Genomic DNA, 23,394 nt, shown 5'->3' on the forward strand with positions numbered 1-23,394 from the left:
CACCACCCGTGGCCGGATCAGAGCCTTCCGCAGATGACGACCCCGATGAGGACACCTTCGCAGCCCTGACGCTGAAAGAGCGGATCGCCGTCGCCACCGCCCAAGATCCCTCGAAGGCGATCGTTGTCATCCTCCTGGGGCTGTTTGCGCTTACGTTCCTCGTCGCGCTGTCGTTGGTGTTCCCGGTTGTTGCCGGACTTTTCCTCCTTGGGACGTTGCTGCTTGTCGTTCTCGCCGTCGGCGGCTACGTTGTTCTCACCCGCCTTGGTGGCTGAGACCGCCGCGCTCTCGACGGCTACAGCGACCCAGTCGGTTGTCCGCCGTTGTGTCGCGGCTGACTGGTCTCCAGTTCACAGTGGCGGTCGGCTGCCCCCACGTAGAAGGAGGTCAGTTGATCAGGAACAGTCGCCTTATCAACAACGTTGACGACGAGATCGTCGTCGCTCAGCACGTCGCCGTCGTTTTCGTAGGTGTTCTCTCTCACTGCTTGCTCGCCCATGAGATCCAACTCGCCGGTGATGTTGCCGATAACAAACAGCGGGCGGTCACGCTTCGTGTCGACGCGGGCGTTGGATTCATCCAGGCCGCGGGTCGTCACGTCGATGACATTCTCCCCGGTCTCCCAGGAGCCGAAGAGATCGAGGACGAACAGCCGATCACTCGCCAGCGCGTCCGTCAGCGTCACCTCGGCGGTGGCCGACAGCGCGCTCGCCAGCGTCCGGCGATCCATCGTTGCGGTCGGCGACAGCGAGACCGCCCAGCCGGCGTCGATGGCGGCGGCACAACAGGTCGCCACCGCCTCGTCGACAGCCTGCTCGCTGACACCGCCCTCGCCCGTGTCGGCGGTTACCACCGACCGGGAGCCGGCCGGCAGCCCGCCGTTTCGATCGAATCCATCCAGTCCTGTCGGCACGGTTTCGGCCTCGCGGAGCCGTGCCTCTCTGCCCTCGCGGGCTGCCGACAGCACGTCGTCGATCTCGGCGAGCAGGTCGGTGGTATCGGCACGCTCATCGTGGATCTCACCGACAGAGTTCTCGATCCCGCGGGCGGCGTCGGCGGTGTCCTCGGTAACTGAGGCGACGCGGGTGGCGGCCTCCGCGCCCTGCTGGACGGCGGTTGAGACCTCGTCGATGCCGGCGGCCGCCGACTGGATCTCCTCGGTGACGACATCGAGTTCGTCGTCGGCGGTTTCGACCTCCTCGGCTCCGGTTTCGACGGCGTCGACCGCCTCATCAAGCGCATCGGTCACCTCGGCGGTAACGTCTTGGATCTCGGTGACCGCGCTTTCGATCTCCTCGGTTCGGGTCTGGGATTCCTCGGCGAGGCTTTTGACCTCCTCGGCGACGACCGCGAAGCCGTCGCCCTCCTCGCCGGCGCGGGCGGCCTCGATCGAGGCGTTGAGCGCCAGCAGATTCGTGCGCTCGGCGATCTGATCGATCACGTCGACGACCTCGTTGATCTGGCTGACCTTGCGCTCTAAGGTTTCGACCTGTGATTGTACCTGTTCGGTGGCTGTTGAGGCGGTCTCCATCGCGTCGGTCGCCTCGGCGGCGGCCTCACGCCCGGCGGTCGTCGCTGTCGCCGCTCGATCGGTCGTCTCGCTAACCTCGGCGGCCGACGAGGAGACCTCCTCGATGGTCGCGCTCAGATCCGAGACCTCGCTGGCGACGCTTTCCATCTCATCGACCTGCCGCGTCGCCGTCGACTGGATCGCTTCGAGGCGATCGTCGACCGCCTCGGAGGTCGCATGCACGACCCCGACCGCGCCCTGGGCGTTGGCGATCATCCCGTCCTCAACGGCTGCCTTCGATTCGGTGTCGACCTGCTCGTTGTCTACTGACATTCGTTATCATGGTTCATTGTGTCGACATACGTAAGTTTTTATTCACGAATGTTGATCTGATTTAGAAACAGAATCGTTTTCGAAACTGATGAAATACACCATGTGTATAGATTAATACGCGGAAAAACACAGCATATAAGATACTCTTATAGCGTGGCTTTTCGACGCTGTAGTCGGTTCTCGAACCGGAACGGCTACCCGAACTGCGGACACTCCCCCGGGTATGACCGGCTGGCAGCGACTCGCCTCGGAAACCGAATACGACTGTGGCTGGTTCACCGCCGGCTACGACCGCGTGATTGAACCCTCGGGTCGGGAGGCCGACTACTACTGGGTAGACAAACCGAAAGATGGCCTTGGGATCGTCGCCGTTACCGACGACCGCGTGGCGATGGTCGAACAGTACCGCCCGAAGTTGGAGGAGTCGTTCGTGGAGTGCCCCGGCGGCTACGTCGAACCCGGCGAATCCTACGTTGAGGCCGCCGAACGCGAACTCAAGGAGGAAACCGGGCTGTCGGCCGAGGAGTGTACGTTGCTGTCGACGTACTACCCGAGTGCGACGATGCGGTTCCAGCGCGGGCTGGTCGTTGCCACCGGACTGGAGGCCGGTGATGCCGACCCCGATGAGGGCGAGTACATCGAGTGGCGATTCATGCCTGTTGCGGACGCCATTGAGTCGGCGAAAACGTCGCCGACGACAGGTTGGACGTTGACAGCGTTGTTGGCGGCTCGTGAAGAGGGGTATATTTGATCGATCGACTCAGTCCGGACGCCGTCTTTGAATTCCCGACGAGAGACTAATTATTCGCCGCCGTCGGCCCGCGCTTCCGTTGCCGAGTCCTCCCACGGATCCACATCGACACCGCGACTTTCGAGGTAATCGCGGATTTCGTCCTGTTGCTCCGCTAGTCCGTCTCGCAGTTCCTCGATTTCCTCGTCGGTCATCGGCTCTACTCTATCTGGTGCCATTCTTCGAATCTCCGTATGTAGCCTTCGAGGGCTCTCTCAAGTGCTCTTCGGCGCGGTTGAGGGCGATATTCGACGGGAGCGGCGGTGTCAGTTCGTGACTCTCGATTTTTGCACCGTCGCGGTAGATGTCGATGTGAAGCCCATCCTCGGTCACGTCGTGGGCGGCTTCGCTGCTACCTTTGCTGTCGTGATCGTATCGGACTACTTCCTCCCACTCATCTTCGACGATGTTGCGCCCATACTCCAACTGGACGACGAACCGTGTGACGACACCGCACTCGATGGCGACACCGAGCCGGCGGCGGGATCGACGACCTACTCGCTCTGTGAACTCCCTGTCGTAGTCCCGCGGTTTCTTTTCGCCCATCGCGCTCGGTGCTGTCTCTCCGCGGCATCGGATAAAAATCTGGACGTGGAGGCCCGGAGCGGGATTTGAACCTCACTCGCTCACTGCGTTCGCTCGTTGCTTCAAATTCCTTCTGGCCGCTTTGCTGTCGCAGACTCACTCGTCGCTCCGCTCCTCGTTCGTAGTTGCGACAGCAGAAGACGCCCGGAGCGGGATTTGAACCGCAGTCGTTCCGCTCACTGTGTTCGCTTCACTCCTTGGTTCAAATCCGCTGTCGAACGGTTCCGACTCACGGGGGAACCCTCGCACACGCTACGCGGTGCTCGGGAGTATTGTTCGTCGGAAGAACGCCCGGAGCGGGATTTGAACCCGCGTCACGACCGTGACAGGGTCGTATGATGGGCCACTACACCATCCGGGCGAACGCATCCTATCGTACCGCGGTAAGGTAAATAAGGCTTCTCTTTTCCGGCAGTCGACTACTCCTCGTAGGCCAGATTCATCAGCCACTGCGAGAAGGAGTCACTTTGCGGATCGACTTCCTCCTCACCGATAAACGGCGAGAGCAGATCGCCGGCCATCAGCAGCCGGAACTCCAGATCCTTCGCGGTCGGCTCAAGGTAGTAGGTGTTGTGTCCGTTGTAGACGGTCTGTTCGCGGTTGATCAACTCAGCATCGACCAGCTTTTCGGCGATCCGACTCCCCTTCCGCGAGGAGATATCGAGTTCCTTCCAGAAATCGCTTTGATGGATCCCACCGGTTTCCTTGATGAGTTCGAGTCCGCGCTGCTCGTCGGCGGAGAGGTCGACCTCGGCTTCGGACACACTCATTACTTCTTCTGGGGTCGCAACTCGTTTAAAGGCTGCTTTCGACGCGCTCGAAGCCTGTCCGACATGGCGGCCCATCCGCAAACCAGTAGCCTCCGACGCCTGCGGTGGCCTCACCGCCGAGTTCGATTATCGACGCCGACCGTGTTCCGAACCCATCGCCGTGGACACAGACGCCGTACTCGTGATCGCCGAGCACGGCGGCGGCCCGCTCGCGCCACGCCGCGGCCGTCGGTGGGGGCCCCGCCTCAACGCTAAGAGCCGATCGCACCGCGGTCGCGTTGGCGGCCTGCTGGTGACCCATTTCCGGGCGTCCCGGCGGCTCGAAGGACGCCCCGTCCGCGCCGACGTTGACGACGACGTGGACGCCGGGCTCGAAATCGGTGACGCCGAGTTCGCCATCCCACTCAAGCAGGGTGGCCCGATCGGCATCGGCAACGACGAGATTGAAGCCGGCGTAGCTGTCGGCCGCGACCGCGCGTTCGACCGTGTCGACGGCGGCATCAGCCGATTCGCAGCTGAGGCAGTCGGCGACGAGTTGCCCCCGCGAGCGCTCGCCCGCGCGATCGACCCAGCGGTTGGTGATCCCGACGAACAGGCCGGCCTCGTTGTAGCCGATCCACGTGCCGCCAGCACGGGCGTCTCGCGGGGCGATCGCTTGGGGCTCGGATCGATACACCCCCGGCGGCTCGCTGGGGCGGTCGGTGGCTTCATCACGGTTGGCGGCGACGACGACCGGCGCGTCGGCGACAGCCTGCCACGCGAGGACGAGTGTACACACAATCCCTTGTAGCGGCGTCGCCGACAAGAATCTCTCCCTGTCTCGTTACTCGGTGTCGACCGTCTTGTTCGTTCATTCGATAGATTGACTCACACCCACCGACCGGGGCTAAGATCGATACCATAAGGTACGTTCATGTGAAACAGGGCGGGTATATGAGCACGCAGGGCCACGCCAGCAAGCCATCGACGCCAGAGATCGACAGCAATCTTCTCATCACCGTCTCCGGCCCGCCGGGGTGTGGGGCGACGACGCTCTGTGAACGACTCTCGGAGGCGATGGACTGCCCCTACGTGTCGGGTGGCGACATCTTCCGGGAACTCGCCGAGGATGGCGAACTCAGCCTCCACCAGCAGACCGCCATCGCCGACAGTTCCGCTGATATCGATCGCGCACTCGACAAGCGACTCCAATCGATCGCCGAAAAGTGGGGTGCCTCCGGGAAACCCTTCATCCTCGAATCCCGGCTGGCTGGCTGGCTCGCCGGCGAGAACGCCGATCTCCGCATCTGGCTCGACGCGCCGGATGAGGTACGGGTCGACCGTATCGAGGGCCGTGAGGAAACCGAAGCCGAAATGCGCGTCCGAGAGGTCAGCGAGGCTGGCCGCTACCAGAAATACTACGATATCGACGTCGAAGATCGGGAGTTCTACGACCTCAACATCAACACCGCCCGCTGGGGCAAAGAAGGCGTGTTCCAGCTGGTCAAAACCGCGATCGAGCAGTACGACGCCGAAGCCGATGAGGGTGCCTACGAGACACCTGCTGTAGAGTTCTGAGCAGGTGCGGCTCCCTCGGGCAACTGGGATCCCACCGTGACGATACCGTCAGTATTTGCAGGCGAAACTGTGGTGTTGCCGCCGACAGTGTGCCACCAAACAGTTTAATCGAATAATAGAAGCCGTCGACGTGAGCGGGTATTGTCTCTCAACTTGACGAACGACGCTGGGTATCTCTCAGACGCACTTGAACCCATAGCCTACTATTTCGACTGCAAATCCTGCTGTGGGGAATGCCTCGTGTACGTTCTCGTGTCGATTTATTCCGTGTTGGCGTCGACCTCGTTGTCGCGGGACAGTAGGCTGCAGTTGCAGTCCGTCTTCAGTGCCGACCAGATGACCGCGGTAAGGATGACCAGCCCTTCGAGTCGTGCGGCGGTAACGACCCACGGTTTCGGGGTTGGGGCATCGTCGTCGTACTCGTAGCTGAGTCGGGTGAGCACCTGCATGAACCGTTCCGGGTACAACGTCTCAACAAGGCCGACACCACCGAGGAGAAGCTTCAACATAGCCGGATTGACGACAGCAGTGAGCAAAAACCCGCCGGTCGTCTCACACGGGGCTGTGGCTCCCGTCGCGCGAAAGCTTTAGGCGAGCCAGCGGCCTACGCCGACCCAATGAGTCGCGGCCCTGCAGTGATTATCACCGAGAAGGATAACGCCGCCCGGCGGATCGCCGACATCCTCAGCGACGGCACCGCCGACACCGAGCGTGTCGCCGGCACCACCGTCTACAAATGGGGTGGCAACCGCTGTATCGGCCTCTCGGGCCACGTCGTCGGCGTTGACTTCCCGCCGGAGTACAACGACTGGCGGGATGTCGAACCCGTCGAGTTGATCGACGCACCGATCGACAAACAGCCCACCCAGGAGGGGATCGTCCGCGCGCTCCGCCAGCTCGCCCGCCAGGCCTCGCATGTCACGATCGCCACCGACTACGACCGCGAGGGCGAGCTGATCGGCAAGGAAGCCTACGAACTGGTGCGGGAGGTCAACGAGGATGTCCAGATCGACCGCGTGCGCTTCTCCTCGATCACCGACCGCGAAGTGACTGAGGCCTTCGGCAATCCCGACGAACTCGACTTCGAGCTCGCGGCCGCCGGTGAGGCCCGACAGGTCATCGACCTGCTGTGGGGCGCGGCACTCACCCGCTTTCTTTCCCTTTCGGCGCGCCAACTCGGCGACGATTTCATCTCCGTTGGCCGCGTGCAGGGGCCGACACTCAAACTGATCGTTGACCGCGAACGCGAGATCGAAGCCTTCGATCCCGAGGACTACTGGGAACTGTTCGCCGATCTCGAAACTGACGAAGACGGCGGCTTCGAGAGCCAGTACTTCTATCGCGACGAGGACGGCAACGAGGCCGAACGCCTCCGGGATGGCGACCGCGCCGAAGCCGTCTACGACGCCCTCGCCGACGCCGAGACCGCCGCTGTCGATTCGGTCAACCGCCGTACCCGCACTGACAGCCCGCCCGCGCCGTTCAACACCACGCAGTTCATCCGCGCGGCCGGCTCGCTGAACTACTCCGCCCAGCAGGCGATGAGCATCGCCGAAGAACTGTACACCGCTGGCTATCTCACTTACCCCCGCACCGACAACACGGTGTATCCCGAGGATCTCGACCCCCGCGAACTGCTGGAATCATTCACCGCCGACAACACATTCGGCGACGACGCCGAGAGTCTTCTTGCAGCCGACAACATCACTCCGACCGAAGGCGACGAGGAGACGACCGACCACCCGCCGATCCATCCGACCGGCGAACTCCCCAGCCGCAGCGAACTCTCAGAGGACGAATGGGAGATCTACGAACTCGTCGTCCGCCGGTTCTTTGCCACCGTTGCCGACGACGCAACATGGGAACACCTGAAGGTCGTCGCCGAAATCGCCGACCGTGAGGTCGTCGTCGACGGTGAACCGACCACGGAGGATCTCACGCTGAAGGCCAACGGGAAACGCCTCGTTGAGGCCGGCTACCACGCCGTCTATCCGTACTTCAGCCAGTCGGAAACCCACGTCCCCGACGTGACGGCGGGCGACGAGCTGACGATCACCGACACCGCAATCGAGGCCAAACAGACCCAGCCGCCGCGTCGCTACGGCCAATCGCGGCTGATCGAGACGATGGAGGAGATGGGGATCGGCACGAAATCGACCCGCCACCACACCATCGAGAAGCTCTACGACCGCGGCTATCTCGAAAACGATCCGCCGCGACCGACGATGCTGGCGAAGGCGGTCGTCGAGGCCGCCGAGGATTTCGCCGACCAAGTCGTCTCCGAGGAGATGACCGCCCAACTCGAAGCCGACATGCAGGCGATTGCGGCCGGTGAGAAAGAGTACGACGAGGTAACCGAAGCCTCCCGCCGACTCCTCGACGAGGTCTTCGACGACCTCACCGACTCCCGCGAAGAGATCGGCAGCCAGATCCAGCAATCACTCAAAGCCGACAAAACGCTGGGCCCATGTCCGGAGTGCGGCGATGACCTGCTCATTCGCACCAGCCGGCAAGGGTCGTACTTCATCGGCTGCAACGGCTATCCTGACTGCGAGTACACGCTCCCGCTGCCGTCGACCGGGAAACCCCTCCTGCTCGATGAGACCTGCGAGGAACACGAGCTCAGAGAGGTCAAACTACTCGCCGGCCGGAAGACGTTCGTCCACGGCTGCCCGCAGTGTCAGGCTGACGCCGCCGATGCCGAGGCCGACCGCGTCATCGGTGACTGCCCCGAGTGCAGTGAGGAACACGGCGGCGAGGTGGCGATCAAACAGCTCCGCAACGGCTCGCGGCTCGTCGGCTGTACGCGGTACCCCGACTGTGAGTATTCGCTGCCGCTGCCCCGGCGCGGCGACATTGAGATCACCGACGACCATTGTGAGGAACACGGGCTGCCGGAACTACTCGTCACCTACGAGGACGACGATCGCGAGCCGTGGGAGCTTGGCTGTCCGATCTGCAACTACCGGGAGTACCAGGCTCGCCAGAACGGCTCGGAACTGGAGACGATCAGCGGGATCGGCGAAAAAACAGCCGAAAAGCTACAGACGGCCGGCATCGAGGATGTTGCGGGCCTGAAAGACGCAAATCCCGACGAACTGGCCGAGGAAGTCGACGGCGTCGGTGCCGATACCGTCCGCGACTGGCAGGCTGACGCCGACTAACGCTGCTGGCGGCTGTCGAGTTGCTTCCTATTCATCGTCCGCGGCGGCGTACTCGCGGAGTTCGTCGACTGTGAGTTCATCGAGAACGCCCTCGCTTGTCGCTTCGAGCACTACCGGCGGCGCGTTACCGGCCTCGCGGGCTTCGATCCACCGCGGGAGACAGACACACCAGCGGTCGCCCGGGTGCAGCCCGGGGAAGTCGAGTTCCGGCTGCGGGGTGATGAGGTCGTTGCCCTGCTCGCGGCTGTATTCGAGAAAATCCTGTGTCATCACCGCACAGATCTCGTGGCGGCCGGGATCGCGCCCGAGGTGTCGACAGTGGTTATCCCGCAGGAAGCCGGTTTCGTGGCTGTCGCTACAGGGCTGTAACTCGCCACCCAACACGTTGTGTTCGGTGTCGCTCATACCGATGTTTCCGGCTACGTCTGTATAGCTATTCGGCCTACCGCCATGCTTTTTGTCGACTCGCAACCCCGAGCCGCGGGGCTTATTCGCGCCCCTCGATAAGCCGGGGTATGGAGCCGACGACGACCGGCCGGTTTCGCGTCCTCGACCGTCGCCCGGATGGCACGATCCTGCTGGTCGATCTCGCTGAAGCCACCGCTGCGGCGACCGGCGAGAATCCCGACGCCGATCTGCGCCCGATCGCCGTCACCCCGCCAGCCGTCGACGACGATCCGGAGACCGACGCGCCCGATCTCGGCGCCGAGACAGCCGACACGATCCGGTCGCTGGAACCCGGGTACGTCGTTGAGGCCGAACTCGCATGGGACGACAGCGACGCCGCCTTTCTTGACTGTACGATCACGAACCGCACCCGGATCCAGTACGCCGACGGCGTGACCGGCCTCTTCGAGAAGGCCCAGGAAACGTGGCACGACGCCCAGGTCGCCGGCGAGGCGATGAACTCCGCGGTGACCTACAGCACCGGCAAGGAACCCAACGGCGTCGTCTACGTGTTTGCGAAACAAGACCCGCCGCGAGACCTTTTCGAGGAGTTTCGGACGGGCGCAACGCCGATCGAGCCGCTGATCCAGCGTGTTAACGCCACCCACGACAGCGACGATGCTGCCGACACCGATGATGTTGCGTCCACGGCTGACAGCGATGCTGACGATCCCGCCGAGCGCGCGGTTTTCGTTCTCAACCCCGCCGATGAGCCGTTTGTCGTGGTGTATATCGTCTTCCGCAAAGACGGGATGCTGGCGCAAACTGTCCGCGATACCTACGGCTTGCCGGCCGTCTGAACGAAACGAGAGGGAACGGCGGCCGCGTCGGGGCAGAACCGGCCGCCGGGGGCGTGGACACAACACACGACCCGCCGGCGGGTGGGAACCGGCGGTCGATGGGATGGCCCCACCAGCATGGTCGCCCCGCTGGTCACTTACCCCATTCGCCGTGTTTCAGAGCCAGAAACGCACGGGTGAGCGAACCGATCAGAACTCGCCGAGTCTCGACTGGCCGTCGCCATCATCGCTGTCGCCGTCGCCCAGGCCGGCGAGTGAAACCGCCGATGCGATCGTTGCCTCGAAGGCGTCCCGCTGGCTGGCGTCGTACAGCGTCGCCGCCGGATGCATCGACAGCAACACCCGCTGTGAGCGATCGCCGAGTCGACAGTCGACAACGTCGCCGGCCTCGTTTGTGATCGCAACCGACCGATCCAGCAGGTGTTCACTCGGCACCTTGCCGAGGGTGACGACCAAGCTCGGATCGACGCTCTCGATCTCAGCCTCCAGATACCCTCGACAGTTGGCAAGCTCGTCGGTCGTCGGATCGCGGTTTTCCGGCGGTCGACACCGAACACAGTTGGTGATTCGCACGGCAGATCGGTCGACGCCGGCGTCACCGAGTGCGTCATCGAGCACTGATCCTGACCGGCCGACGAACGGCTCACCCTTCTCGTCCTCGTTTGCGCCGGGGGCTTCGCCGACGAACACCAGGTCGGCGTCGTCGGGGCCGACGCCGTTGACGATCTGGCTCCGGGAGGCGACGAGATCGGGGCACTGCTCGCAGTCGGTGACACACCGGCCGTCGAATCCGTCCATACCGATTGGTGGCGACGGTGGCTTAACTGTCGGTCGGTTCGTCCGCCGCGTCACCGGCAGTCGCCTCGTCGGTCGGTGCCCACCCGAACCGCTCGGCCTGCTGACGACCTGCGCGGGCGGCCCGCTGGGCGACCCGGAGCGGTTCGGGACGCTCGTTGTCGTCGGGAGTAAACGTCCGAATGATGTCGGCAGCGTCGGCCGTGTCGATGCCGACCGTTCGCATCCATAGCTCGGTGTCGTCGAGTGCGACTGGTTCGCGGGGCGGCAGTTCGCGGTAGGTGGCGAGTCGTCGTTGTAACGCTTCCCCCGAAAAGTGCGCACGAAGCGGGTCGTCCAACCCGTCGCTATCCTCGAAGGAGACCGCGATCACCGGGCGGTCGGCGGCCGCGTGCACGTCGTCGAGAGAAATGAGGTTGAACCATGCGGGCGCGACACCGGCGAGCAGCAGCCACTGCGCGTCCGGTCTGTCCAGTCGATCGAGTAGGTCACGACACGCGGCGGTCGCGTCGCTGCCACCGGTCGTACAACGGGCGAAAACGAAGTCCTCAACGACGCGGTCGGCACGAACGACGGCCCCACACAACTGAGTATATTCGGGGCCATCCGAGGCGGCGATGCCGACCGCCCGACTACCGGGCTTCGGAGCCATCGCAGCAGCGGCCTACTCTGCGGGTTCGGCGTCGGGTTCGTCCTTCATCGATTCGAGTCTGTCGAGCAGTTCGTCGTTGGACGCGCCGATCTCGAAATCAACGCTGCCTTTGTGTTCGGCTTCGCCGGCGTCGAGCCCGTCGTCGTCCTCGAAGTCGGTGTCAAAATCTTGGTTCTCCTGTTCAGACTCATCGTAGCTTCCGAATCCCATACATTGGCCTATATGGTTCCTGGACTGAAAAATCCCCATGCAGGCTGGTTGTCAGTAGTCACCCGACGCCGGGGACTTTTGCTGATCGACCACGTTGCCCCGGTATGGAGCCGATTGTCGTCACTGACGGCGCGGATGTCTTCACCTGCAACGCCTATCTCGTCGACGGCGAGACGCCGACACTCGTCGATGCGGGCACCATGCCCGGCGTTGTCGATGTGATCGCCGACCACGTCAATGATCTCGATCGGGTCGTGCTCACCCACCAACACGGCGACCACGTCGGCGAACTCGACGCCGTTTTGGATCGATTCGACGCTGATCTTTATACCTACGCCGAGCATCCACGCCGTACCGCCGAAATCGGCGACGGCGACACCATCACCATCGGTGACGACGAGTTCGAAGCGATCTACACGCCCGGCCACGCGAGTGACCACCTCTCGTTTGTGAGCGACGACGCGCTGTTCAGCGGCGACGTGGTGGTATACAACGACGGCGCGTTCGACGACGGCAGCTTCGGCCGCACCGACCGCCGCGGGCAGTCACGCGAACGACTGATCGAGAGTCTCGAACGCATCCTTGACCGACTGCCCGATTCAGTGTCGGCGATGTACGCCGGCCACGGCGATCCCTTCCACGCCGACCCCGCTGGCGACGATGTCCGAACCGTCATCGAACGGGCACTTGAGCGCGCAGAGCGACGCGAACCGAAATACCCCGACGAGTAGCGTCGATCCCGCGGGATCGTTCGACTACTGATCCTGTGGGTTTCGCTGTCGCCGGCGACATGGCTGTCGCTCGGCGCTGTGAGACTGCTGAAAAACCAACCGGCAGAATTAGGCTGCGCGTCGCTCTTTGGCTTTCGGGCGGAGCCGCGAGTAGCCACATTTCCGGCAGCTGTCGGCGTCCGGCGCGTTGCGCGCGTTACACCGCATGCAGATCTGTTTGTTGAGCGTTCGGCTGGCGGCGACGTCGTTGGTTGGCATATCCGCTCATTGTGGGGGTCGCTGTTTAACAGTTCCGAGAACAGCCCCGCGATCGACCGCGTTAGGCGCCGGCGTCCTGGAGGGCGTCTTCGAGATCGCCGCGCTGGGTGACGCCGACGAACCGCTCGACGATGCCGTCGTCGTTTTCGATGACGAGTGTCGGCAGCGATCGCACCTGGTACTCGTTGGCGACCTCTTGTTCCTCGTCGACGTCGACCTTGGCGAACTCCACGTCCTCGTAGTCGGCCTCCAGCTCCTCGAGGATCGGATCCTGCGTCTTACACGGGCCACACCAGTCGGCGTAAAAGTCTGTTAGTCGAACAGTCATCGTGCGGCCCATCGTTGCGCCGACGCGGTCATAAGGGTTTCCACCCCGTCGTTGAAGCTGCCGACGACCGCGGTGGAAGCCGAAACGCTTAGGTCGCCCAAGTGGCGAGTGTCGGTAATGGCTTCCAGTGGGAACTCCGGCGGACTGATGTCCAGTGCCGGCTTGGTGCGGTACTTCGACTCCGAGGATCGCAACGCGATCCGTATCGATCCGAAAACCGTGATGGCGTTCTGCGTCCTCTTTGGTGTCTTCGTGCAGGTGCTGACGCTGACGGTCGCCTGATCGATCCGGTAGTTTTTGTCTCCAGCGCGCCAGCTATCGGTATGCATGTTGGCGTGATTGCTGTCCAGGGCGATGTGAGTGAACACGCCGCCGCGATCCGGCGTGTCGCCGATGCTCGCGGCGTCGACACCGAGATCACGACGATCCGCGAGGCTGGGCTCGTCGACGACTGCGACGTGTTGCTTCTGCCAGGTGGGGAGTCGACGACGATCTCCCGGCTGCTTGCCGATGAGGGTATCGACGAGGAGATCCACGCCCACGTCGAAGCCGGCAAGCCGATCTTGGCGACCTGTGCCGGACTGATTGTCGCCGCCCGGAATCCACAGGACGAGCGCGTCCAGTCGCTGGATATTCTTGATATCACGGTCGACCGAAACGCCTTCGGCCGCCAGAAGGATAGCTTCGAAGCCCCACTCGATATCGACGGCCTCGACGAGCCGTTTCCGGCGGTGTTCATCCGCGCGCCGCTGGTCGAATCGGTTAGTGAAGGTGTCGACGTGCTCGCTGACTGGGGGGGGAGCCCAGTTGCCGTCCGTCAGGGGCCGATCGTTGCCACCTCCTTCCACCCCGAACTGACTGAGGACAGCCGGCTGCACGAACTCGCGCTGTTCGACGGCCAGCCGGCCACAGCCGAGACCCCGGAGGTCAGTCAATGAGCGACGATACTGCCACTGGGTTCGACGGGGTCGACGATGCTGCTGATCCCGAAGCCGTGCTTGACTCGTTGTTTGCGACGATCAAACAGCGGCAAGCAGAACTCCCGGAGGACTCCTATACGGCCTCGCTGTTCACCCACGAGAAAGGCGAAAACGAGGTGCTCGAAAAACTCGGTGAGGAAGCGACCGAGGTGATCTTGGCGGCAAAAGATGATGACCTCGACGAGCTTCAATATGAGTCGGCTGACTTCGTCTACCATCTGCTGGTGTTGTTTGCGATGAAAGGGCTGGATGTCGACGACCTACGGGACGAACTCGAATCGCGGTTCTGAGTCGTTCCCGACGCGTTTTTCAGCCGGCTTGCCGAAACGCCGCCAATGAACGCCGTCACGCTCGGTCCGACCGGAACCTACTCACACCGTGCCGCCCGCGCCGTCGCCGACGACGTTGCCTTCCGGGAGTCGGTGACCGCGATCATCGAAGCCGTCGCCAGCGGCGACTTCGAACGCGGCGTCGTCCCCATCGAGAACAGCATCGAGGGTAGTGTCACCGAAACGCTGGATGCCTTAGCGAACTACGAGGTCAGCGTCACCAGCGAAATCGTCACGCCGATCCGCCACGCGCTGCTCGCCCAAGGCGAGGAGTTTGACACCATCGCCAGCCACGCCCAAGCGCTCGCCCAGTGTCGCAGCTACCTCGAAGGCCACTATCCCGACGCCACACAGGAAGCCGTCGCCTCCACCGCCCGCGGCGTCCAGTCGGCTCGCGAAGATAGCTCCATCGCCGGCATCGGCCACCCCGACAACGCGACCAACGGAACCGACCTCCAGATCCTCGCTGAGGACATTCAGGATCAGGACTCCAACGCCACGCGGTTCTTCGTCGTCGCGCCCGCCGCGGAGCGAACCGACGCCGGCGGCAAAACGTCGCTGATCGTCTACCCGAACGTCAACTACCCCGGTCTCCTGTTGGAGCTACTGGAGGCGTTCGCCGACCGCGATATCAACCTCTCGCGGGTCGAATCCCGCCCGAGCGGCGCGCGACTCGGGGATTACCTCTTCCATTTCGATATCGAGGCCGGCGTCTACGAAAGCCGCGTCCAGGACGCCCTCGATGAGATCGAGGAGCTGGCTTCGGAGGGGTGGGTTCGCAACCTCGGCTCCTACGATACGAAACACGTGCTGTACTAAATCGACAGCGACCGAGCATGGCTACGCAGTGCGACAACCATCCGCGGTTTCCATAGTGGGTACGCCACAAGGATAATACTGCTTGCGTGCTAACTGACAGGCATGTCACGAGATCGGGGTGATGGCGGTCGATACACCGAAACCGTCACGCTTGCGGACGTACTCGGGGTGTTTGAGCGTGTCGATGGCCCTGTCGTCACTTCCGGCGATATCGCCGACGCACTCGACTGCTCGCGGGAGACCGGGCGGCGAAAGCTGGCAACGCTCGAAGCGCAGGGCCGCGTTGCCAGCCGGAAGACGGCAGGCCGCGTGGTCTGGTGGCTCGCTGAGCCGCCGGTGGACGCTAGTGAGATCAACCCCGAGGATCCGATCTGGGAGTTGGAACCCGGAGCATCTGGTGAGCACACCGTTTCGGAGACTGTTGACGAGGAACTGTACGGCGGCACATGAGCGTTTCCAGCGCGACGCCGCTGATGATTGACACCGGCGCGTTGTACGCCCGTGCCGACAGCGATGATACCCACCACGAGACGGCCACGGATGTCTTCGAGCGGATCCGATCCGGTGGGCTCCCATATCGGCCGCTCTATACGACACAGGCTGTGCTCGCAGAAGCGGCAACGCTCTGTCGGTACAAACTCGGCCACGATGTTGCCGTCCGAACGCTGACTGCCGTCCGTGATTCCCAGAGCATCACCGTCCTGCCTGTTGAGCCGGATACATTCGATGCCGCGGCCACGCAGTTCGCTGCCTACGACGATCAGGAGATCTCGTTTGTCGATCATACAACGGCAGTGCTCGCTGCCGACCGCGATATCGACCACGTCTTCGCATTCGATGATGGCTTCCGTACGCTCGGATTCACCGTTGTTCCGAACGACGAGGTCGCCCCGTGATGTTGGTATTGTCACGAGAATTGGGGCTGCCACCGGGGAAATTCTGTCGCTAAGTAAACGACGAAAAGATTCAAACCCATAAGCCACCAATGATCAGGTATGCCTGAGAAACCAAATCCCTTCGAGGAGCTTGACGAGCTGATCGAGCGCATGAACGACCAGTTCGGCGAGCTGAGCCAAACCTTTGAGGGCGGCAGTGTCCTCTCGGAGATCAGCGTCGACGTGGCTGACACCGGCGAGGAGATCGTCGTGACCGCCGACCTCCCCGGCTTTGCTGAGGACGATATCGATCTCCGCGCCGACCAGGAGTCTATCACGCTCAGTGCGGACGCCGAGACCGAGGCCGTCGAGGAAGACGCTAACTACCACCGCAAGGAACGCAGCCACCAGTCGGTCAGTCGCCGGGTGCGGCTCCCCGAGGCTGTCGACGCCGCGGCCGCAACCGCGAGCTACACCAACGGCGTGCTGACGGTCACGCTACCGAAGCTTGATCCCGATGCGCCCGGCGGCCACGAGATCGACGTAGAATAAGCCTGAACTTTCGCGGTAGTCTTCAAATCAGTAGTCGGCTGAGCTATTAGCTGTAGAAAGCCCTCGGCGCGCTCGGCTCCCGCGACTCGCTGTGCTCCTCGTCACTCACTATGTTCGTTCCTGCGGTGCTTACGTCGTCGGGGTTCGCCGAGCGCACCTCGCCCTTTCATTCCGCCAGGGTGTGGTCTTGTCAGTCGGCCGATCCAGCTCTTTGCCTGCTCGTATCTGAACAGCGTTATTTTAGCCACCAGTACCATTTTGCTGCCACAGCCGCCACCGACAGCCATGCCCTCCAGAGAGAACATCGTCATCCTCGGCTTCATCGCTGTCGCCGTGACAGCCGCCGTCGGCATCGACACCGCAACCACGCTGCCCGGCTGGCTCCCGTTTGCCAGCCTGTTGGGACTCGGCGTCATCGCGCCGCTGCTCGTGAACAACTATTTCGACACACGCGACACTGCCTGAAGCGTGCTGTAGCAAACCGAAACAGCAGGAAAAAACGGCGAGTTAGTCGGCGGTCGCTTCGACTTCTTCGGCCTCGTCGTCGACGTAGTAGGTCTCGATGAACTCCTCGTCGATGCGGTTGAGCTCCTCTTTCGGCAGCTTGCTGAGCAGATCCCAGCCGAGATCAAGGGTCGTCTCCAGTTCGCGGTTGGTGTCAAACCCTTGGTCAACGAACTGGGTTTCGAAGTTGTCAGCGAAGTCGAGATACTTGTTATCCCGGTCGCTGAGCGCTTCGCGGCCGACAATGTTGACCAGGTCGCGCAGGTTCTCACCCTCCGCGTAGGCGGCGTACATCTGGTTGGCGACGTCCTCGTGATCTTCGCGGGTCAGACCCTCGCCGATCCCGTCGTCCATCAGCCGTGAGAGGCTCGGCAAGACGTTGATCGGCGGCTGGATACCCTGACTGTTGAGGTCACGGTCAACGTAGATTTGGCCCTCCGTGATGTACCCCGTCAGATCGGGGATCGGGTGGGTGTCGTCGTCGCCGGGCATCGTGAGGATCGGGATCTGCGTCACCGAGCCCTCACGGCCCTGAATCCGACCGGCGCGCTCATATAGCGTCGCCAGGTCGGTGTACATGTAACCCGGGTAGCCACGGCGACCCGGCACCTCTTCACGTGCGGCACCGATCTCGCGCAGTGCCTCACAGTAGTTGGTCATGTCCGTGAGGATGACAAGGACGTGGTAGTCCTTCTCGAAGGCGAGGTATTCGGCGGTCGTCAGGGCGAGTCGCGGCGTGACCGTCCGCTCGACGGCGGGGTCGTCCGCGAGGTTGGCGAAGACCACGGAGCGTTCCAGCGCGCCGGTGCGCTCGAAGTCGTCCATGAACTCGTTGGCCTCTTCCTGGGTAATCCCCATCGCGCCGAAGATGACAGCGAACTCGCTACCCTCTTCGCCCTCTTCTTCCTCCTCAGGCACGCTGGCCTGCCGAGCGATCTGGAGTGCCAGATCGTTGTGCGGCAGTCCAGACGCCGAGAAGATCGGGAGCTTCTGGCCGCGAACGAGGGTGTTCATGCCGTCGATGGCGCTCACGCCGGTCTGGATGAACTCCTCGGGATACTCCCGGGAGTAGGGGTTGATCGCCGCGCCGATAATGTCCTCGCGGGACTCGGGGACGATCTCTGGGCCGCCGTCGATCGGCTGGCCCGTTCCGTCCATGACTCGGCCGAGCAGATCCTCGGTGACGGGCATCTTCAGCGTCTCGCCGAGGAAGCGCACGGATGCGTTGCGGTCGATCCCGCTGGTGCCCTCGAAGACCTGAATCGCCACAAGGCCGTCGCTGGACTCCAAGACCTGGCCGCGGAGCGTGCGGCCGTCGTCGGTCTCGATCTCGACGATCTCGTCGTAGCCGATCGGTTCGTCGACCTCGGCGTAGACGAGCGGTCCGCTGATTTCGTTGATTGTCTCGTATTCTTTCATTAGTACATCCCCCGCAGTTCCTCGGTGATATGGTCTTTGAGTTCCTCGATGAACGCCTCGTAGTCCTCCTGGACGCCGATCCGGTTGATCCGCGGCGTGGAGTCAAGCGAGACGAGATCCTCGACCGGCACGCCGGCGTCGAGGGCCTCGAAGGCCTCGTCGTTGTACGTCTTGATCGTCGTGAGGATGAGGTGAGTCTTCTCCGGCGGGCAGAACGTATCCGTCGGGTGGAAGGCGTTCTGTTGGAGGTAGGCCTCCCGCAGGTAGCGAGCGATCTCAAGGGTTAGCTGCTGATCCTCCGGCAGGGCGTCCTTGCCGACGAGCTGCACAATCTCCTGGAGCTCGCTTTCCTCGTCGAGGACGTCGATCGCCCACTGGCGGATCTCCGACCAGTCCTCGGTGACGTTCTCCTCGAACCATGGATCGAGCTGATCCCGATACAGCGAATAGGACTCGTTCCAGTTGATCGACGGGAAGTGCCGCCGTTCGGCCAGGTCCGCATCGAGGGCCCAGAACGTTTTGACAATTCGCAGCGTGTTCTGCGTAACTGGCTCGGAGAAGTCGCCACCGGGCGGCGAGACGGCACCGATGACCGACACCGAGCCGGTCGTCCCGTTGGTGTTCTCGAAGAAGCCGGCTCGCTCGTAGAACTGGCTGAGCCGTGCCGAGAGGTAGGCCGGGTAGCCTTCCTCGCCGGGCATCTCCTCAAGCCGGGAGGAGATCTCCCGCATGGCCTCGGCCCACCGCGAGGTGGAGTCGGCCATGAGTGCCACGTCGTACCCCATGTCGCGGAAGAACTCCGCGATGGTGATGCCCGTGTAAATGCAGGACTCACGCGCTGCGACAGGCATGTTCGACGTGTTGGCGATGAGGCAGGTACGGGCCATCAGCGGGTTCCCCGTCTTGGGGTCGTCCAATTCGGGGAAATCCTCGATGACCTCGGTCATCTCGTTGCCGCGCTCGCCACAGCCGACGTAGACGACGATGTCGGCGTCGGCCCACTTGGCGAGTTGGTGCTGAGTGACGGTTTTCCCAGAGCCGAACGGCCCCGGAATCGCCGCCGTCCCGCCTTTCGCGATCGGGAACAGCCCATCAAGGACGCGCTGGCCCGAAATGAGCGGCTTCGTCGGCGTCTTCTTCTCGACGGCCGGGCGTGGCTGGCGAACCGGCCACTCCTGGTGCATCGAGATCTCCTCGCCGTTGTCGAGTTCGACAACCGTCTCTTCGACGGTGTAGCTGCCGGATTCGACGGCGACGACCTCGCCGCCCTCGTAGTCCGGTGGCACCATGACCTTGTGGTCGATGGTGACCGTCTCCTCGACGATGCCGACCACGTCGCCGGCGGATACTTCGTCGCCTGCCTCGACCTCGGGCTGGAACTCCCACTCCTTGTCGAGGTCGATGCCGGGGGCGTCGACCCCACGGTCGAGGAACGCACTGTTCATCTTCTCTTCCAGCACGTCGAGTGGGCGCTGGGTGCCGTCGTAGATGGCATCCAGCATACCAGGGCCGAGGTCGACCGACAGCGGCTCGCCCGTGTTCTCGACGGGTTCGCCCGGGCCGACCCCGGAGGTCTCCTCGTACACCTGGATGGTTGTCACGTCGCCTTCGATCTCGATAACCTCGCCCATCAGCCCTTCGTCGCCGACATAGACGACGTCGTTCATCCGGGCGTCGAGATCGCGGGCGGTGACAACCGGCCCACTGACGCTTTCGATGACGCCGGTTGCGGCGTCCTGTTGGGTTGCTTGACTCATAGTTAGTCGTCTTCCTCCATCAGATCGATGCCGATGGCGCGTTTGATCTGTCCGCGGAGATCGCCGCTGCCCGCGCCGCCACCGAGGGTGACAAGCGTTGGCTCGACGCTGGTTTCGACTGCTTTCCGCGTCCCGCGGGACAGGTGATCGAGATCGTCGTCGTACATGACGATGATACCGACGTTCTCGTTGTCGAGAACACGCTCGACGGCGTCGTCAAGCGCGTCGTCCTTCTCGTCGTCGGGAACGTTTTCGAACGTCTGCACGCCGGCCAGCCGGAAGCCGGTGGTGAAATCCGGGCTGCCGATGACCGCGATCTCCTGGCTCATAGGATCACCAACTCCTGTTCGATGGCCGTCTCGCTCAGCCCGGCCTCGCGGCCGCGAGCGATGGCACGGATGTTGGTTACTTCCCGCTCCTTCATCAAGATGTAGGCTACGACCGGACAGATCGACAACGGATGGACGTTGCCGAGCTGTTTGGAGTATCGTAGCAACACACCCTCCAAGGCGCGCTCGAAGTCGATGAGGCTGTCGGCGGCCTCCAGTTCATCGAGTGGCTCCGAGAGCTTTGTGCCGTACCGGCTCTCTCGGATCCGCGCGACGAGCTCGTCGGTGTTTTCGACCAGTGTCGTCATCTCGCTGGCCGAAAACAGCCGCCCGCCATCGATGAAGTACTCGCCGGGGTCGATCTCCGCGCCGCTGCGGGCAAGCCGCAGGGCGTTGCGAACGTTCCGGAAGTCGATCTCGGCTTCGAGGAACTCCCGGTAGAGATCGATCGCCTCCCCGCTGGGAAGGGTGCCGAGTAGTTGTTCGTAGAACGCCCGATCGACGGCGTTCTCCAGCGGCACCAGCGTCTCGCTCTCTTGGAAGTCCTCAAAGGCCGCGTCGACCGCGTCGCCGAACATCGTGCCATCGAGGACGGTCACGACATCTTCGACGGTGCCGGCCTCAAGCAGGCGGTTGATCAGGGCGTCGTCGAACTCGCCGGCCCGGATCATATCGGTCTCGACGGCCTCGCTGTCTGCGTCGGTGTAGACGCCGCGGAACACCGTTTTGACGTTCCAGGCGTCGAATTTTCGCAGGTAGCGGGCGATGAGATCGTACAGTTGCCCCTCGGCGAAGCCCAGCAGTGCATCGAAGTGCCGCGCGAGATTGCGGTTCAGCGCGTACTCGATGAGGTCAACGCCGCTGTGGCGGCTGCCGAGGGCGTTGATCTCCTGTTCGTACTCGGATTCCTCCATGTAGCGGGCGATCTCCGCGGGACTCATCCGGACGAGCTTGCTGTACTCGTCGTCGTCGAACAGCACGCCCCTCCGGGCTCGCACCCGGGCGGTGACGTACTCGGGGTTCGAGCTACCGGGCGAGCCGGACGATGCGTTCATGCCGGGCGTGCTCATTGCTCGAAGAGGTGTTCTGAGAGTTCCTTCAGGTTCTCATCCCAGACGGTGTCGAGAACCGAGTCGAAGGTGTTGTTCACCCGAACGCGTGAGGTGTCGCTCTCGACGATCACGCCGCCGAGGCAGTCGCGCTCGCCGCCGAAGCTGAACCCGTCGTAGTCCGTCAGGATCCCCTCGATGAGTTCCTGATCGTCGCCGCGCCCGTAGACGGTGACGGTCGCGTCGTCATCGAACTCCGTCGCGGCGTTTGCGATGAGCGCCTCGGTAAGCGACTCGCGGCGGTCACCCGACAGCTCGACCAATGCGACTTCGACCTCCTCGCGAACATCGGCGAGGACGTCCCGACGGGCTTCGAGCCGCTGCTGTTTGGCTTTGAGGTTCGCACTCGACAGTGCCTGTTCGCGCTCTTGGTCGATCTGGGACTCGACCTCGGCGGCGCGCTCGTCTTTGATCGCCTCGGCGTCGGCCTCGGCCTCGGCGATGATTGCCTCGGCTTCCTCCTCGGCGTCCGCACGAATCTCCTCTGCACGCGCGCGGGCTTCGTCTTTGATGTCGTCTACGACGTGTTCCAAACTCATTGGTGAAAGGAACGCCCCGTTAGACGAGGAAGATCGCAACGAGTGCGAGGATCACGAGCGTCTCGGGCAGGACAGTCAGAATCAGGCCTCTGACGAACAGATCCTCGTTTTCGGCCATTGCGCCGACTGCGGCCGCACCGATGCCGCGCTCCGCATAGCCAGCGCCGAAGGCCGCCAGTCCAACACCGAGGGCAGCCGCTGCCGATGGGCTGAGGGCTCCGGTTGATGATGCTGCCTCTGCGGCTGCGCTCGCAGCTGCCTCTGCGGCTGCGCCCGCGTTTCCACTCGTCAATACGATATTACCGACTTGTGATGTAAGTTCCAAGCTCATGTGTTATGTGTCGTCCGCTCAGGTTGCGTTGGCTTGTCGCCGAACAGTTGCGTTTCGTCTCACCGTCGACATAAAGCTTCCCAAACCCGCACACGGCAGTGTTCAGACAAGGAGTGAAAAGTGAGGCGTCACGAGTTCTACGTGCTTATGGAAGAATTCGGACGCCTCAGTGGCAGTATCGACCAAATTGAGTTAGCCTTTGTGGAACGAGAAGCGACACCGGAGTTTCTGATGAAGCTCAGTATTCAGCTGCATCTGTCTGGATTATCACTTTCGAATACTGTTTCTGTACTTGAGGTATTCGGTGTCGAACGCGCTCGATCAAGCGTACATAACTGGGTTCACAAGGCGGATCTACAGCCCACGTCTGGGAAAGGCCCGGATCACGTTGCGGTTGATGAAACGGTGATCCACCTCAACGACGAGCGATATTGGCTGTACGCAGCGGTTGACTCAGAGACAAACGAATTGCTGCATACAAACCTTGAACCGACGACTAACACCGGACTCGCAGAAGTGTTTCTCGCTGAGCTCAGCGAGAAACACGACGTTGCTGACGCCGTCTTTCTCATTGATGGTGCCCACTCACTACAGGCTGCCTGTCACCGAGCCGGCTACGATTTCAGATACGAAAAACATGGAAATCGAAACGCTGTCGAACGTGTCTTCAGAGAACTAAAACGCAGAACTATCTATTTCTCGAACTGTTTCAGCAACGCCTCAGCAGACACAGCCGACGACTGGCTCAGATCGTTCAGCTTCGCATGGAACCAGCTTATCTGAACACTACCCCCGCACACACAGGTCATATCTCCGAGATATAGAATTAAAATTGATATTTATATCATGATTCGAGTAATATATTAGTTTATTTTGAAATTGTCTGGTCGTACCCAACTCCCTTCCACCATACACGGTGCA

At 62.5% G+C, this 23,394-nt stretch carries 33 protein-coding genes and 1 tRNA gene; 15 read left to right on the forward strand and 19 right to left on the reverse strand.

Annotated elements, in window-relative coordinates; translation table 11 throughout:
* Positions 1-8: 8 nt before the first annotated feature.
* Positions 9-275 (forward strand): hypothetical protein, encoded by a 267-nt coding sequence (locus DM826_RS03175; RefSeq protein ID WP_120101401.1) that lies wholly within the window; start codon positions 9-11, stop codon positions 273-275.
* Between the two features lie 20 nt (positions 276-295).
* Here the strand turns inward: DM826_RS03175 and DM826_RS03180 are convergent, their stop codons facing one another.
* The gene (locus DM826_RS03180) at positions 296-1,843 is read right to left on the reverse strand and encodes a methyl-accepting chemotaxis protein (RefSeq protein ID WP_120101403.1); all 1,548 of its coding nucleotides are present in this window, start codon (positions 1,841-1,843) and stop codon (positions 296-298) included.
* A gap of 223 nt (positions 1,844-2,066) precedes the next feature.
* Between DM826_RS03180 and DM826_RS03185 the strand changes: the two genes are divergently transcribed.
* Positions 2,067-2,594, forward strand: coding sequence for an NUDIX hydrolase (locus DM826_RS03185; RefSeq protein ID WP_120101405.1), 528 nt, complete (start codon positions 2,067-2,069; stop codon positions 2,592-2,594).
* A gap of 50 nt (positions 2,595-2,644) precedes the next feature.
* Here the strand turns inward: DM826_RS03185 and DM826_RS12950 are convergent, their stop codons facing one another.
* The 5 genes from DM826_RS12950 to DM826_RS03205 all read right to left on the reverse strand — a co-directional run bounded on the left by DM826_RS12950 (position 2,645) and on the right by DM826_RS03205 (position 4,766).
* Positions 2,645-2,788, reverse strand: a complete 144-nt coding sequence (locus DM826_RS12950; protein ID WP_165853237.1) for a hypothetical protein — start codon at positions 2,786-2,788, stop codon at positions 2,645-2,647.
* Positions 2,789-2,798: 10 nt separating this feature from the next.
* Positions 2,799-3,179, reverse strand: a complete 381-nt coding sequence (locus DM826_RS03190; RefSeq protein ID WP_120101407.1) for a DUF7718 family protein — start codon at positions 3,177-3,179, stop codon at positions 2,799-2,801.
* Positions 3,180-3,506: 327 nt separating this feature from the next.
* Positions 3,507-3,579, reverse strand: a tRNA-Asp gene (locus DM826_RS03195).
* A gap of 58 nt (positions 3,580-3,637) precedes the next feature.
* Positions 3,638-3,988, reverse strand: coding sequence for a helix-turn-helix transcriptional regulator (locus DM826_RS03200; RefSeq protein WP_120101409.1), 351 nt, complete (start codon positions 3,986-3,988; stop codon positions 3,638-3,640).
* Between the two features lie 25 nt (positions 3,989-4,013).
* A complete protein-coding gene (locus DM826_RS03205; RefSeq protein ID WP_120101411.1) occupies positions 4,014-4,766 on the reverse strand; it encodes an NRDE family protein in 753 nt (250 codons plus the stop codon).
* A gap of 155 nt (positions 4,767-4,921) precedes the next feature.
* Here DM826_RS03205 and cmk point away from each other — a divergent pair, with 155 nt between their 5' ends.
* Positions 4,922-5,545 carry a (d)CMP kinase gene (cmk, locus tag DM826_RS03210; protein ID WP_120101788.1) on the forward strand — a complete coding sequence of 208 codons (624 nt, stop codon included), beginning with the start codon at positions 4,922-4,924 and terminating at the stop codon, positions 5,543-5,545.
* Between the two features lie 260 nt (positions 5,546-5,805).
* On the opposite strand, the gene DM826_RS03215 is transcribed toward cmk, so the two are convergent.
* A complete protein-coding gene (locus DM826_RS03215) occupies positions 5,806-6,054 on the reverse strand; it encodes a hypothetical protein (protein WP_120101413.1) in 249 nt (82 codons plus the stop codon).
* A gap of 108 nt (positions 6,055-6,162) precedes the next feature.
* Between DM826_RS03215 and DM826_RS03220 the strand changes: the two genes are divergently transcribed.
* Complete coding sequence (locus DM826_RS03220; protein ID WP_120101415.1) at positions 6,163-8,709, forward strand: DNA topoisomerase I; 2,547 nt, start codon at positions 6,163-6,165, stop codon at positions 8,707-8,709.
* Positions 8,710-8,736: 27 nt separating this feature from the next.
* Here the strand turns inward: DM826_RS03220 and DM826_RS03225 are convergent, their stop codons facing one another.
* Positions 8,737-9,114, reverse strand: coding sequence for a DUF2237 family protein (locus DM826_RS03225; RefSeq protein ID WP_120101417.1), 378 nt, complete (start codon positions 9,112-9,114; stop codon positions 8,737-8,739).
* A gap of 110 nt (positions 9,115-9,224) precedes the next feature.
* Here DM826_RS03225 and DM826_RS03230 point away from each other — a divergent pair, with 110 nt between their 5' ends.
* Complete coding sequence (locus DM826_RS03230; protein ID WP_120101419.1) at positions 9,225-9,956, forward strand: DUF6663 family protein; 732 nt, start codon at positions 9,225-9,227, stop codon at positions 9,954-9,956.
* A gap of 189 nt (positions 9,957-10,145) precedes the next feature.
* Here the strand turns inward: DM826_RS03230 and DM826_RS03235 are convergent, their stop codons facing one another.
* Genes DM826_RS03235 through DM826_RS03245 form a run of 3 tightly spaced genes read right to left on the reverse strand, consistent with a single transcriptional unit; the run spans position 10,146 to position 11,613 of the window.
* Positions 10,146-10,754: a uracil-DNA glycosylase gene (locus tag DM826_RS03235; RefSeq protein WP_120101421.1), complete on the reverse strand. Its 609-nt coding sequence runs from the start codon at positions 10,752-10,754 to the stop codon at positions 10,146-10,148.
* Between the two features lie 22 nt (positions 10,755-10,776).
* A complete protein-coding gene (locus DM826_RS03240) occupies positions 10,777-11,403 on the reverse strand; it encodes an endonuclease dU (protein WP_120101423.1) in 627 nt (208 codons plus the stop codon).
* Positions 11,404-11,415: 12 nt separating this feature from the next.
* Positions 11,416-11,613 (reverse strand): DUF5786 family protein, encoded by a 198-nt coding sequence (locus DM826_RS03245; protein ID WP_120101426.1) that lies wholly within the window; start codon positions 11,611-11,613, stop codon positions 11,416-11,418.
* Between the two features lie 104 nt (positions 11,614-11,717).
* On the opposite strand from DM826_RS03245, the gene DM826_RS03250 reads away from it, so the two are divergent.
* Positions 11,718-12,344, forward strand: coding sequence for an MBL fold metallo-hydrolase (locus DM826_RS03250; RefSeq protein WP_120101429.1), 627 nt, complete (start codon positions 11,718-11,720; stop codon positions 12,342-12,344).
* 108 nt (positions 12,345-12,452) lie between these two features.
* Here DM826_RS03250 and DM826_RS03255 read toward each other — a convergent pair whose 3' ends face one another.
* Both DM826_RS03255 and trxA read right to left on the reverse strand, forming a co-directional pair.
* Complete coding sequence (locus DM826_RS03255; protein ID WP_120101431.1) at positions 12,453-12,602, reverse strand: 50S ribosomal protein L40e; 150 nt, start codon at positions 12,600-12,602, stop codon at positions 12,453-12,455.
* A gap of 61 nt (positions 12,603-12,663) precedes the next feature.
* Positions 12,664-12,930: a thioredoxin gene (gene trxA, locus DM826_RS03260; protein WP_120101790.1), complete on the reverse strand. Its 267-nt coding sequence runs from the start codon at positions 12,928-12,930 to the stop codon at positions 12,664-12,666.
* A 117-nt stretch (positions 12,931-13,047) separates the two neighbouring features.
* Between trxA and DM826_RS03265 the strand changes: the two genes are divergently transcribed.
* From DM826_RS03265 to DM826_RS03300, 8 genes are all read left to right on the forward strand, one after another.
* Complete coding sequence (locus DM826_RS03265) at positions 13,048-13,212, forward strand: preprotein translocase subunit Sec61beta (protein ID WP_120085109.1); 165 nt, start codon at positions 13,048-13,050, stop codon at positions 13,210-13,212.
* A 41-nt stretch (positions 13,213-13,253) separates the two neighbouring features.
* Positions 13,254-13,868: a pyridoxal 5'-phosphate synthase glutaminase subunit PdxT gene (pdxT, locus tag DM826_RS03270; RefSeq protein WP_120101434.1), complete on the forward strand. Its 615-nt coding sequence runs from the start codon at positions 13,254-13,256 to the stop codon at positions 13,866-13,868.
* Positions 13,865-14,200 carry a phosphoribosyl-ATP diphosphatase gene (gene hisE / locus DM826_RS03275; RefSeq protein ID WP_120101436.1) on the forward strand — a complete coding sequence of 112 codons (336 nt, stop codon included), beginning with the start codon at positions 13,865-13,867 and terminating at the stop codon, positions 14,198-14,200. Before pdxT ends, hisE begins: the two co-directional genes overlap by 4 nt.
* A gap of 45 nt (positions 14,201-14,245) precedes the next feature.
* Complete coding sequence (gene pheA, locus DM826_RS03280) at positions 14,246-15,058, forward strand: prephenate dehydratase (RefSeq protein WP_120101438.1); 813 nt, start codon at positions 14,246-14,248, stop codon at positions 15,056-15,058.
* A 102-nt stretch (positions 15,059-15,160) separates the two neighbouring features.
* On the forward strand, positions 15,161-15,508 hold the full coding sequence (locus DM826_RS03285; RefSeq protein ID WP_120101441.1) for a helix-turn-helix domain-containing protein: 348 nt from the start codon (positions 15,161-15,163) through the stop codon (positions 15,506-15,508).
* On the forward strand, positions 15,505-15,954 hold the full coding sequence (locus DM826_RS03290; protein WP_120101443.1) for a type II toxin-antitoxin system VapC family toxin: 450 nt from the start codon (positions 15,505-15,507) through the stop codon (positions 15,952-15,954). The genes DM826_RS03285 and DM826_RS03290 overlap by 4 nt, the downstream gene beginning before the upstream one ends.
* Before the next feature lie 99 nt (positions 15,955-16,053).
* On the forward strand, positions 16,054-16,485 hold the full coding sequence (locus DM826_RS03295) for an Hsp20/alpha crystallin family protein (protein WP_120101445.1): 432 nt from the start codon (positions 16,054-16,056) through the stop codon (positions 16,483-16,485).
* Positions 16,486-16,770: 285 nt separating this feature from the next.
* Positions 16,771-16,950 (forward strand): hypothetical protein, encoded by a 180-nt coding sequence (locus tag DM826_RS03300; protein ID WP_120101447.1) that lies wholly within the window; start codon positions 16,771-16,773, stop codon positions 16,948-16,950.
* A 42-nt stretch (positions 16,951-16,992) separates the two neighbouring features.
* Here the strand turns inward: DM826_RS03300 and DM826_RS03305 are convergent, their stop codons facing one another.
* From DM826_RS03305 to DM826_RS03330, 6 genes are read right to left on the reverse strand one after another with little or no spacing between them, the layout of a single operon-like run.
* Entirely contained in the window at positions 16,993-18,408 is a 1,416-nt protein-coding gene (locus DM826_RS03305) for an ATP synthase subunit B (protein ID WP_120101449.1), read from the reverse strand.
* Positions 18,408-20,165, reverse strand: coding sequence for an ATP synthase subunit A (locus DM826_RS03310; RefSeq protein ID WP_120101450.1), 1,758 nt, complete (start codon positions 20,163-20,165; stop codon positions 18,408-18,410). Before DM826_RS03310 ends, DM826_RS03305 begins: the two co-directional genes overlap by 1 nt.
* Before the next feature lie 2 nt (positions 20,166-20,167).
* Entirely contained in the window at positions 20,168-20,494 is a 327-nt protein-coding gene (locus DM826_RS03315; RefSeq protein ID WP_120101451.1) for a V-type ATP synthase subunit F, read from the reverse strand.
* Entirely contained in the window at positions 20,491-21,549 is a 1,059-nt protein-coding gene (locus tag DM826_RS03320; RefSeq protein WP_120101792.1) for a V-type ATP synthase subunit C, read from the reverse strand. Before DM826_RS03320 ends, DM826_RS03315 begins: the two co-directional genes overlap by 4 nt.
* Positions 21,550-21,560: 11 nt before the next feature.
* On the reverse strand, positions 21,561-22,142 hold the full coding sequence (locus DM826_RS03325; RefSeq protein ID WP_120101452.1) for a V-type ATP synthase subunit E: 582 nt from the start codon (positions 22,140-22,142) through the stop codon (positions 21,561-21,563).
* Positions 22,143-22,161: 19 nt separating this feature from the next.
* On the reverse strand, positions 22,162-22,473 hold the full coding sequence (locus DM826_RS03330; RefSeq protein WP_120101453.1) for a F0F1 ATP synthase subunit C: 312 nt from the start codon (positions 22,471-22,473) through the stop codon (positions 22,162-22,164).
* Between the two features lie 147 nt (positions 22,474-22,620).
* Between DM826_RS03330 and DM826_RS03335 the strand changes: the two genes are divergently transcribed.
* Positions 22,621-23,256 (forward strand): IS6 family transposase, encoded by a 636-nt coding sequence (locus DM826_RS03335; RefSeq protein WP_120101455.1) that lies wholly within the window; start codon positions 22,621-22,623, stop codon positions 23,254-23,256.
* Positions 23,257-23,394 lie beyond the last annotated feature (138 nt).

This window comes from Halonotius aquaticus (assembly GCF_003605575.1).
Classification (GTDB): domain Archaea; phylum Halobacteriota; class Halobacteria; order Halobacteriales; family Haloferacaceae; genus Halonotius; species Halonotius aquaticus.